Below are 9,201 nucleotides of genomic sequence, written 5' to 3'. Positions count from 1 at the left end.
CCCCCGGACCCCGACGACAACGTGGTGGCGGTCTTCAGCGCGGCCGTCCGCAAGGGCCGCTGGCGCGCGGGCCGCCGCATCCACGCCTACGCGGTCTTCGGCAGTGTCGAGATAGACCTCAGTGAGGCGATCTTCGAGTACCGCCAGGTGGTCATCAAGGCGTTCTCGGTGTTCGGCAGCGTCGAGGTGCGCGTCCCGGAGAACATCTCGCTGCGCGGCACGGGTGTCGGTGTCCTCGGTGACTTCCAGGTGGACACGCTCGACGCGCAGGAGCCGGACGCGCCCGTGGTGTACGTCGACGGCTGGGCCGTCCTCGGCAGCGTCGACGCGAAGCCCAAGCGGGGCAAGCTCGTCGCGGACATCCTCGACCGGGTCCAGCGCGCGGTGGACCGCAAGGTCGACAGGAGTTTGCGCAAACACCTGGATCGTTGACGGTTGTGAATCCGGGAGGGCCCGTGGCGGGGGAATCCACCCCCTCCCGCTCTGGTCCGGCTTCCGCGAGCGCACGCGACCGCGCGGAATCCAGCGGTTCGGAACTCAGTGCATAGGCGCGCGCACAGCGGGTAGGGCTTGCTGCATCGTCTCTCGCTCGCGAAGCCGTCGTCAGGAGTAGACCGTGCTGCAACCGCATTCGTCCCCGCAGGTAGCTGCCGTTCCGGCCCAGCGGGTGCCAGTGCGGGACAGGGACCAAGACGCTCCATGGCACACCGAGGCGGTGTGCCGGCGCGACGAGGCCGGCCTGTTCTTCGCTCCGTCCAAGGAACCCACCGCCGCCAGGCTGTCCCGCGAGGAGGCCGCGAAGCGCGTCTGCGCCCGCTGTCCGGTCATGGTCGAGTGCCGCGAGCACGCCCTTCTCCAGCCCGAGCCGTACGGCGTCTGGGGCGGCCTCACCGCGGCGGAGCGCCGGGTGGTTCTGGCCCGGCGCAGGCGCCGCGACATGGAGCTCACGAAAGCCGCGCGGGCGGCTCGCATAGCCCAGGCGGGTTGAACACCGGTACAGGAAAAGGCGCCCCCACCGCACCGGGGGCGCCTTTCGAACTGGGCTGAGTGGAACCACCTGGGACCGCGGGGACTGCGCGAGAAGCCGCGCGCCCGCACCCGCCGACGCTCCAGAGCCCAGCGAGCTGTCAGATGCTACTTGGCCCGGTCGAAGTCGATCGCGCTGTAGGCCCGCAGCTTGCTCAGCCGGTGCTCGGAGTCGATCCGCCGCACCGTGCCCGACTTCGACCGCATCACGATCGAGTCGGTGGTCGCGGTCTCCGAGCGGTACCGCACGCCCCGCAGCAGCTCGCCGTCGGTGATTCCGGTGGCCACGAAGAACACGTTCTCCCCGGACACCAGGTCGTCGGTCGTCAGCACCCGGTCCAGATCGTGCCCGGCGTCGATCGCCCGGGCCCGCTCCTCGTCGTCCTTCGGCCACAGCTTGCCCTGGATGGTTCCCCCGAGGCACTTCACGGCACAGGCCGAGATGATGCCCTCGGGCGTACCGCCGATGCCCAGCAGCATGTCGACGCCGGTGCCCTCGCGCAGCGCGTAGATCGACCCGGCCACGTCACCGTCGGAGATCAGCTTGATCCGTGCTCCGGCCTCCCGGATCTCCTTGATGATGCCCTCGTGGCGGGGGCGGTCGAGGATGACGACGGTCACGTCCTCCGGGGTGGAGCGCTTGGCCTTGGCGACCCGCCGGATGTTCACGGAGACCGGCGCGTTGATGTCGACGAAGTCCGCGGCCTCGGGGCCGGTGACGAGCTTGTCCATGTAGAACACGGCGGACGGGTCGAACATGGAGCCCCGGTCGGCGGCGGCAAGGACGGCGATCGCGTTCGGCATGCCCTTGGCCGTCAGCGTGGTCCCGTCGATCGGGTCGACGGCGATGTCGCACTCGGGGCCGGTCCCGTCGCCCACGCGCTCTCCGTTGAAGAGCATCGGGGCCTCGTCCTTCTCGCCCTCACCGATGACGACCACGCCGTTCATCGACACGGTGGAGACCAGGGACCGCATGGCACGCACGGCGGCGCCGTCGGCGCCGTTCTTCTCGCCCCGCCCGACCCAGCGGCCCGCGGCCATCGCGGCGGCTTCGGTCACCCGGACGAGTTCCAGGGCGAGGTTGCGGTCGGGGGCCTCGGAGGGGACCTCGAGTTCGGACGGCAGATGATGATGCTCGGTCATCGGAGCGCACCTTTCTGATACGACGACGGCCGGATGAGGGTTCGACCGTCGACTCTATCGCCAGTCCGACAAAATGAGCAGGGGACCCCACGGATGAGCGGACCGGGCACCTGCGACGATAGAGGGCGTGGCAGGTTCGAACGGCAAGCAGAAGACGGTCCGGGACATGATTCTGTCCCTGGGCCTGATCGGGATCGCGGCGGCGGTCATCTACGTGTTCATCCCGCACGACGACTCCGCTCCGGACATCAAGAAGGTCGACTACCGCGTCGAGCTGCTCACGGCCCGCCGCGCGGCCTCCTACCCGGTGGCCGCGCCCGAGGGGCTGCCGGCCGAGTGGAAGGCCACCTCGGTGCGCTTCCGGGGCGACCGGTTCGACGCCTGGCACCTGGGCTTCAACGCTCCCGGTGGTGAGTACGTGCAGATCGAGCAGTCGACTCAGAAGGCGTCGGAGTTCATCGACGAGGCGAGCCAGGGCGGCGAGGCGACCAAGCAGACCCAGGAGATCGCTGGCCGCACCTGGACGCGGTACACGGGCGGCCGTTACGACGCCCTCGTGCACCGGGAGGACGGGGCGACGACGGTGGTCGCGGGCACGGGATCGTTCACCCAGCTGGCCGAGATGGCGAAGTCGCTGAAGATGGCGTGACGGCACGAGGAAGGGCCCCCACCGGAGTGGGGGCCCTTCTCTCTGTCACCCGTCTCAGACGGTGGTGACCACGTCGTCGTAGGCCAGGCGCGGGGAGCGCGGGAACCAGGCGTCCTCGCCCGGCTTGCCGATGTTGACCACCATCAGCGGGGTGTGGTCGTCGTCGAGGAACTCCTTGCGGACGCCCTCGAAGTCCAGACCGGTCATCGGGCCGGCGGCGAGGCCCGCGGCACGGACGCCGATGATGAAGTAGGCGGCCTGCAGGGCGGCGTTCAGCCCTGCGGCACCCTCACGGGCCGGACGCTCGGCGAAGAAGAGGTCCTTGGCCTGCGGGAAGTGCGGGAAGAGGTGCGGCAGCTCCTCGTGGAACTCGTTGTCCGCGGAGAGGATCGCGACCAGCGGGGCGGTGGCGGTCTTGGGCTGGTTGCCCTCGGCCATGTGCTGGACCAGGCGCTCGCGGGCCTCGGGGGAGCGGACCAGGGTGATGCGCAGCGGGCTCTGGTTGAAGGCGGTCGGGCCGTACTTGACCAGGTCGTAGATCGCCTGGATCTGCTCGTCGGTCACCGGCTCGTCGGTGAAGGTGTTCGCGGTACGGGCCTCGCGGAACAGCAGGTCCTGGGCGGCGGGGTCAAGAACGAGAGACATGGGGGAACCTTCTCGGGGATGTACGTCGGTCCCGTAAGCGGACCGTGGACCGTTTGACGTGTCCGACCGTACGGCAATGAAATTCAACCTTCAACCAAAAGCGGGGCAGGGTGATCCGCTTCACAGGAACACCCCCTGTTCGCTACTCGGAGTCGCCCTCGCCGTCCTCCGACTCCTCGGCCAATGCCGCGTCCAGCCGCGCCCGCGCGCCGTCCAGCCACCGCCGGCACACCTTGGCCAGCTCCTCGCCCCGCTCCCAGAGCGCGAGGGACTCCTCAAGAGTCGTGCCGCCCGCCTCCAGGCGTCGTACGACCTCGATCAACTCGTCCCGCGCCTGCTCGTACCCGAGCGCCTCTTCCGCCACCTTGCTGGTCATCCGCCCACCCTATGCATCGACTCGGACAGTGAACTCACCCTCGGCGACCCGCGCCCGCAGCGGCTCCTCGGCCGTGACCTCGTCCGGCGCCCGCACCACGTGCCCGTCGGCCCGCTGCAGGACGGCGTACCCGCGCTGGAGGGTCGCCGCGGGGGAGAGGGCCACCACGCGTGCGTGCGTGTGCGTCAGCTCGGAGTCGGCCCGGTCCAGCAGATGGCCCAGGGTGCGGCGGGCCCGGTCGGTGAGGGACGCCACGTGGTCGGCCCGCTCGTCGATCATCCGGTGCGGATCCTCTATCGAGGGCCGCGCGAGCGCGTGCGCCAGGCCGCGCTCCTCCCGCTGGAGGAAGGACTCGACACACCGCCGCGCACGGTCCCGGAGCGCCCGCACCCGCTCGTACTCCTCACCCACGTCCGGTACGACCTTCTTGGCCGCGTCCGTGGGCGTGGAGGCCCGCAGGTCGGCGACGTAGTCCAGCAGCGGGGTGTCCGGTTCGTGCCCGATGGCCGACACCACCGGTGTACGGCAGGACGCGACCGCCCGCACCAACTGCTCGTCGGAGAACGGCAGCAGATCCTCCACGCTGCCCCCGCCGCGCGCCACGATGATCACGTCCACGTCGTCCAGCGCGTCCAACTCCTTGACCGCCTGCACGACCTGCGGGACGGCGTGCACCCCCTGCACCGGGACGTTGCGCACCTCGAAGCGGACGGCCGGCCAGCGGTGCCGGGCGTTCTCCAGGACGTCCCGCTCGGCGGCCGAGGCGCGGCCGCAGACCAGCCCGATCAGCTGCGGCAGGAACGGCAACGGCTTCTTGCGCTCCGTCGCGAACAGCCCCTCCGCGGCCAGGGACTTCTTCAACTGCTCCAGCCGGGCCAGCAGCTCACCGACGCCCACCGGCCTTATCTCGGTGGCCCGCAGCGACAGCTGTCCCCGCGGCGCGTACCACTCCGGCTTCGCCAGTACGACGACCCGGGCGCCCTCGCTGACGACATCGGCGACGTCGTCGAAGACCTGGCGGAAGCAGGTCACGCTCACCGAGATGTCGTACGACGGATCGCGCAGCGTGAGGAACACGACCCCCGCGCCCGGCCGCCGGGAGAGCTGGGTGATCTGCCCCTCGACCCACACGGCACCGAGCCGGTCGATCCAGCCACCGATGAGGCGCGACACCTCACCGACGGGCAGAGGCGTTTCGGGAGTCGAGTTCACAGCCATGCCGCGAGCGTAACGTCCGCCTACGACAACGCACGGTCACCGACCGGGAACCGAGGGCCGCGCACGGCTCTGGCCACCTGGGGGAGGGGTGCGGCCGGGCAGAGCGCCGGGGTTTTCGCGGTTGCGAGTCGCGCGACTGGCCGGTGTGGTTGAGGCCGCGCGGGATCGGGGCCGTGTGGTGCGCACGATCCGCGCGCGTCGCCAGGCGCTTCGGTGATCGCGGCTCTGGCGGCTGGCGGCTGGCGGCAGCGCTGTGCCGGCAGACCGTCGTCCCGCCTGCCTGGTTATCGGCTGCGTTGGGTGAGCAGCACGCGTTGGGTGATCAGTACGCCCAGACCGATCAGGAGCCACACCACTCCCACCACCTGCGCGGCCTCCGACGCCTCCACGATCACCGTCACGGTGATCGCCGCTCCTGCGACCGGTACCAGTACGTGGCGCCACCAGATCACCGGCCCGCCGCGGCGGCGGACCGCGAACCAGCCCACCACGCTCGCGTGCAGCAGGGTGAAGGCGGTCAGGGCGCCGATGTCGACCACGGAGACCAGGTGGTCCATGCCGTCGTCCCGGCTTGCCGCCCACACCGCCGCGACCAGCGTGATCGTGGCCGCGCACAGCAGGGCCACGCGCGGCACGCCGGAGTCCGTCCTCGCCAGCGCGCGCGGCAGGCGCCGGTCGCGGCCCATGGCGAACAGCAGCCGTCCGGCCGCCGCCTGCCCCGCCAGCGCCGCGAAGGCCGCCCCGATCGCCTTGCTGACGGCCACCAGGTCGTGCAGCCAGGTGCCGACCGAGACGTCGACGGCGTCGTAGAAGGCGGAGCCCTGCTTGGCCGGATCCGCCGCGAACTGGGCCGACGTCGTCGGGTCGAGGAGGGCCACCAGATACGTCTGCGCCACGAACAGCACACCCGCCATCGCCAGACAGAACAGCACCGCGCGCGCGACGTTCTCCGAACCGCCGGTGACCTCCTCCGCGAAGGAGGCGATCGCGTCGAAGCCCAGATACGACAGCACGGCGACCGACACCGCGCCGATCACCGCCGACAGCGCGAACGCGCCCTGCGTGCCGTCCCCGGACAGCGGCGACAGCCAGCCGCGCTCGGCGCCGTCGCGCGCGAGGACGACGACCGCCGACACCACGAAGACCAGCAGGACCACGATCTCCATCGCCAGCACCAGGAAACCGACCCGTGCCGCCGCCCGCACCCCCCACAGGTTCAGCAGGGTCGTGACGACCACCGCGAGAGCCGTCCACACCCAGCGGGAGACCTCCGGGACCAGGGCGTTCATCGCGATCCCGGAGAACAGGTACGCCACAGCCGGGATCAGGAGGTAGTCCAGCATCGCCATCCAGCCCGCGACGAAACCGGCCTCCTTGCCGAGCCCCGCGCGCGCGTAGGCGAACACCGACCCCGCCTGCGGGACGACCCGCACCATCTGCGCGTAACTGAACGCGGTGAACGCCATCGCGACGGTGGCGACCACATAGACGAGGGCGACCGCGCCGTGCGACTTCGCGTCCAGGGTGCCGTAGACGCCGACCGGCGCCATGGGCGCGATGAACAGCAGCCCGTAGACGACGAGGTCCCGGAAACCGAGGCTGCGCCGCAGGTCGCCGCGTTCCTCCTCGGCCGTACGGTCCGCCGTGCCGGTACCGGACATCACGCCTCCGCCTGGTCCTCGCCCGTCCCGTCGCTCACGTCTCCCGGTCAGTCTCCCCAGGAAGGTCACGCCCACGCGATCTTTGACCGGCCGAACGCGGCCTTACGATGGGACGCATGACCGCTTCTCCTGGCCGCCGTGTCCTGCTCGCCGCCCCCCGTGGCTACTGCGCGGGTGTGGACCGCGCCGTGATCGCCGTCGAGAAAGCCCTGGAGCAGTACGGCGCTCCGGTGTACGTCCGGCACGAGATCGTCCACAACAAGTACGTCGTACAGACCCTGGAGAAGAAGGGCGCCATCTTCGTCGAACGCACGGAGGAGGTCCCGCCGGGCAACATCGTCATGTTCTCGGCCCACGGCGTCGCCCCCGTCGTCCACGAGGAGGCCGCGCGCGGGAAGCTCGCCACCATCGACGCGACCTGCCCGCTCGTCACCAAGGTCCACAAGGAAGCCGTCCGCTTCGCCAACGAGGACTACGACATCCTCCTGATCGGGCACGAGGGCCACGAAGAGGTCATCGGCACGTCCGGCGAGGCCCCCGATCACATCCAGCTCGTCGACGGCCCGGCCGATGTCGCCAAGGTCGAGGTCCGGGACCCGTCGAAGATCGTCTGGCTCTCCCAGACCACCCTCAGCGTCGACGAGACCATGGAGACCGTCGACGCCCTCAAGGAGAAGTTCCCGCAGCTCATCTCCCCGCCCAGCGACGACATCTGCTACGCCACGCAGAACCGTCAGCTCGCGGTGAAGCAGATGGGCGCCGAGGCCGAGCTGGTCATCGTGGTCGGTTCCCGCAACTCCTCGAACTCCAAGCGGCTCGTCGAGGTCGCCAAGCTGGCCGGCTCCCGCGAGGCCTACCTCGTGGACTTCGCCAGCGAGATCGACGAGGCCTGGCTGGAGGGCGTGACCACGGTCGGCGTGACTTCGGGCGCCTCGGTGCCGGAGGTGCTCGTCGAGGAGGTCCTGGAGTGGCTGGCGCAGCGCGGCTACGGCGACGTGGAACTCGTGAAGGCGGCCGAGGAGTCCATCACCTTCTCCCTCCCCAAGGAGCTGCGGCGCGACCTGCGCGAGGAGGCCGCGGCGCTGGTCGCGGAGCGCAAGGGGACCTCCGAGGCGTGACTGTCAGTCGTCCGTCGTAACGTAGGGCCATGCAGATCTTCGGCTTGGACATCGGCGGTTCCGGGATCAAGGGCGCCCCTGTGGACCTGGACAAGGGCGACCTGGCGCTGGAGCGTCACAAAGTGCTCACCCCGCAGCCGGCCACGCCCGACGGCGTGGCCGACGGGGTGAAGCAGGTCGTGGACCACTTCGGGTGGACCGGCCCGGTCGGGCTGACCTTCCCCGGCGTGGTCACCGGCGGATCCCACATCCGTACGGCGGCCAATGTCGACAAGAGCTGGATCGACACCGACGCGCGCGCCCTGTTCAGCGACCGGCTCGGCGGACTGCCGGTGACCGTGGTCAACGACGCGGACGCGGCGGGAGTCGCCGAGATGAGCTTCGGCGCGGGCAGGGACCGCAAGGGCACGGTGATCCTGCTCACCCTGGGCACCGGCATCGGCAGCGCCCTCTTCGTGGACGGCGTCCTCGTCCCCAACACCGAGCTGGGCCACCTGGAACTGCACGGCCACGACGCCGAGAAGAAGGCGTCCAGCAAGGCCAGGGAGGACGAGGAGCTCACCTGGGAGCACTGGGCCCACCGCGTCCGGAAGTACCTCGCCCATGTCGAGATGCTCTTCTCCCCGGAGCTGTTCATCATCGGCGGCGGGGTCAGCCGCAAGGCCCAGAAGTTCCTGCCCCACATCGAGGGCATCAAGGCCGAGATCGTCCCGGCCCAGCTGCAGAACAACGCGGGCATCGTGGGAGCGGCGATGCGGGCGGCCCAGGAGTAGGCCACGGGGCGGGGGAGCCGCGGTCCTCTTCCTACCTGCCCGGGAGTCGCGATCCTCCGGCTCCCCGGTTGGTGAGGCGGCGCTGGTCTTCCGTCGCCCGGCGGGTGGGCCCCGTCTCTCCGCCCGGCTGGGAAGCGGCTGTGCTCCGCACGCCGGGCCGGTGACTCGCAGGCCGCTCGCGACTGACGGTGGGTCGCCGTCCTCCGGCCGCCCGGTCGGGACCGCTGTCCTCCGCACGACCGGCCGGGAAGCCGCCGCCCCCCCGCCGCCCGGGTGGGGAGGGCGCCGTGTTCCGCGCGCCGGGCTGGGGGCTCGCAGGCTTCCTGACGACGGACCGGTACGCCGCCGCCCGGTTGTGGAGTCGCTGGCCCTTCGGCGCCCGGAGGGTGGGCCCGGCCCCGCCTTCCGGGCACGGAGCCGCTGCCTTTCGCACACCGGCGGCCGGGAAGCCGCGCCCCCCGCAGCCCAACTAGGCGAGCCGCCCTCTCCCGCACGAGGGGCCAGCCGTTCGCAGGGCGCCCGACGGGGGACCGGTGGGTCTCCGTCCTTCCGCCGCCCGCTGGGAAGCCGAAGCCGCTGTCCCCCTCAGGAC

10 protein-coding genes are annotated in these 9,201 nt (G+C 70.9%); 5 read left to right on the top strand and 5 right to left on the bottom strand.

Features of this window, described 5'->3' with window-relative positions; all coding sequences use genetic code 11:
* On the top strand, positions 1-432 hold a 432-nt coding region (locus EHS43_RS28460; protein ID WP_221740766.1), incomplete at its 5' end, for a LiaF domain-containing protein.
* Between the two features lie 184 nt (positions 433-616).
* Positions 617-988, top strand: coding sequence for a WhiB family transcriptional regulator (locus EHS43_RS28455; protein ID WP_125193597.1), 372 nt, complete (start codon positions 617-619; stop codon positions 986-988).
* Between the two features lie 146 nt (positions 989-1,134).
* Here EHS43_RS28455 and glpX read toward each other — a convergent pair whose 3' ends face one another.
* Positions 1,135-2,169 carry a class II fructose-bisphosphatase gene (gene glpX / locus EHS43_RS28450; RefSeq protein WP_031042027.1) on the bottom strand — a complete coding sequence of 345 codons (1,035 nt, stop codon included), beginning with the start codon at positions 2,167-2,169 and terminating at the stop codon, positions 1,135-1,137.
* Positions 2,170-2,296: 127 nt separating this feature from the next.
* Here glpX and EHS43_RS28445 point away from each other — a divergent pair, with 127 nt between their 5' ends.
* Complete coding sequence (locus tag EHS43_RS28445; RefSeq protein ID WP_125193596.1) at positions 2,297-2,818, top strand: DUF4245 domain-containing protein; 522 nt, start codon at positions 2,297-2,299, stop codon at positions 2,816-2,818.
* Between the two features lie 54 nt (positions 2,819-2,872).
* Here EHS43_RS28445 and EHS43_RS28440 read toward each other — a convergent pair whose 3' ends face one another.
* The 4 genes from EHS43_RS28440 to EHS43_RS28425 all read right to left on the bottom strand — a co-directional run bounded on the left by EHS43_RS28440 (position 2,873) and on the right by EHS43_RS28425 (position 6,718).
* Positions 2,873-3,463, bottom strand: coding sequence for a malonic semialdehyde reductase (locus EHS43_RS28440; RefSeq protein WP_125193595.1), 591 nt, complete (start codon positions 3,461-3,463; stop codon positions 2,873-2,875).
* A 142-nt stretch (positions 3,464-3,605) separates the two neighbouring features.
* Entirely contained in the window at positions 3,606-3,839 is a 234-nt protein-coding gene (locus tag EHS43_RS28435; protein WP_031042033.1) for an exodeoxyribonuclease VII small subunit, read from the bottom strand.
* Positions 3,840-3,848: 9 nt separating this feature from the next.
* Positions 3,849-5,057 carry an exodeoxyribonuclease VII large subunit gene (gene xseA / locus EHS43_RS28430; RefSeq protein WP_125193594.1) on the bottom strand — a complete coding sequence of 403 codons (1,209 nt, stop codon included), beginning with the start codon at positions 5,055-5,057 and terminating at the stop codon, positions 3,849-3,851.
* Between the two features lie 284 nt (positions 5,058-5,341).
* Positions 5,342-6,718 carry an APC family permease gene (locus EHS43_RS28425; protein WP_125193593.1) on the bottom strand — a complete coding sequence of 459 codons (1,377 nt, stop codon included), beginning with the start codon at positions 6,716-6,718 and terminating at the stop codon, positions 5,342-5,344.
* 107 nt (positions 6,719-6,825) lie between these two features.
* On the opposite strand from EHS43_RS28425, the gene EHS43_RS28420 reads away from it, so the two are divergent.
* Positions 6,826-7,836: a 4-hydroxy-3-methylbut-2-enyl diphosphate reductase gene (locus EHS43_RS28420; protein WP_125193592.1), complete on the top strand. Its 1,011-nt coding sequence runs from the start codon at positions 6,826-6,828 to the stop codon at positions 7,834-7,836.
* 29 nt (positions 7,837-7,865) lie between these two features.
* On the top strand, positions 7,866-8,609 hold the full coding sequence (gene ppgK / locus EHS43_RS28415; RefSeq protein ID WP_125193591.1) for a polyphosphate--glucose phosphotransferase: 744 nt from the start codon (positions 7,866-7,868) through the stop codon (positions 8,607-8,609).
* The last annotated feature ends 592 nt before the right edge of the window (positions 8,610-9,201 follow it).

It is taken from the genome of Streptomyces sp. RP5T, assembly GCF_003933965.1.
Classification (GTDB): Bacteria; Actinomycetota; Actinomycetes; order Streptomycetales; family Streptomycetaceae; genus Streptomyces.
Note: the sequence above shows the minus strand (reverse complement) of the source record. Positions and strands in the feature narration are given on the sequence as shown.

What these genes read in the sequence shown, in the direction of transcription:
- glpX (WP_031042027.1), bottom strand. Translation starts at nt 2,169, where the DNA reads ATGACCGAGCATCATCATCTGCCGTCCGAACTCGAGGTCCCCTCCGAG.
- EHS43_RS28440 (WP_125193595.1), bottom strand. Translation starts at nt 3,463, where the DNA reads ATGTCTCTCGTTCTTGACCCCGCCGCCCAGGACCTGCTGTTCCGCGAG.
- EHS43_RS28435 (WP_031042033.1), bottom strand. Translation starts at nt 3,839, where the DNA reads ATGACCAGCAAGGTGGCGGAAGAGGCGCTCGGGTACGAGCAGGCGCGG.
- xseA (WP_125193594.1), bottom strand. Translation starts at nt 5,057, where the DNA reads ATGGCTGTGAACTCGACTCCCGAAACGCCTCTGCCCGTCGGTGAGGTG.
- EHS43_RS28425 (WP_125193593.1), bottom strand. Translation starts at nt 6,718, where the DNA reads ATGTCCGGTACCGGCACGGCGGACCGTACGGCCGAGGAGGAACGCGGC.
- EHS43_RS28420 (WP_125193592.1), top strand. Translation starts at nt 6,826, where the DNA reads ATGGGACGCATGACCGCTTCTCCTGGCCGCCGTGTCCTGCTCGCCGCC.
- ppgK (WP_125193591.1), top strand. Translation starts at nt 7,866, where the DNA reads ATGCAGATCTTCGGCTTGGACATCGGCGGTTCCGGGATCAAGGGCGCC.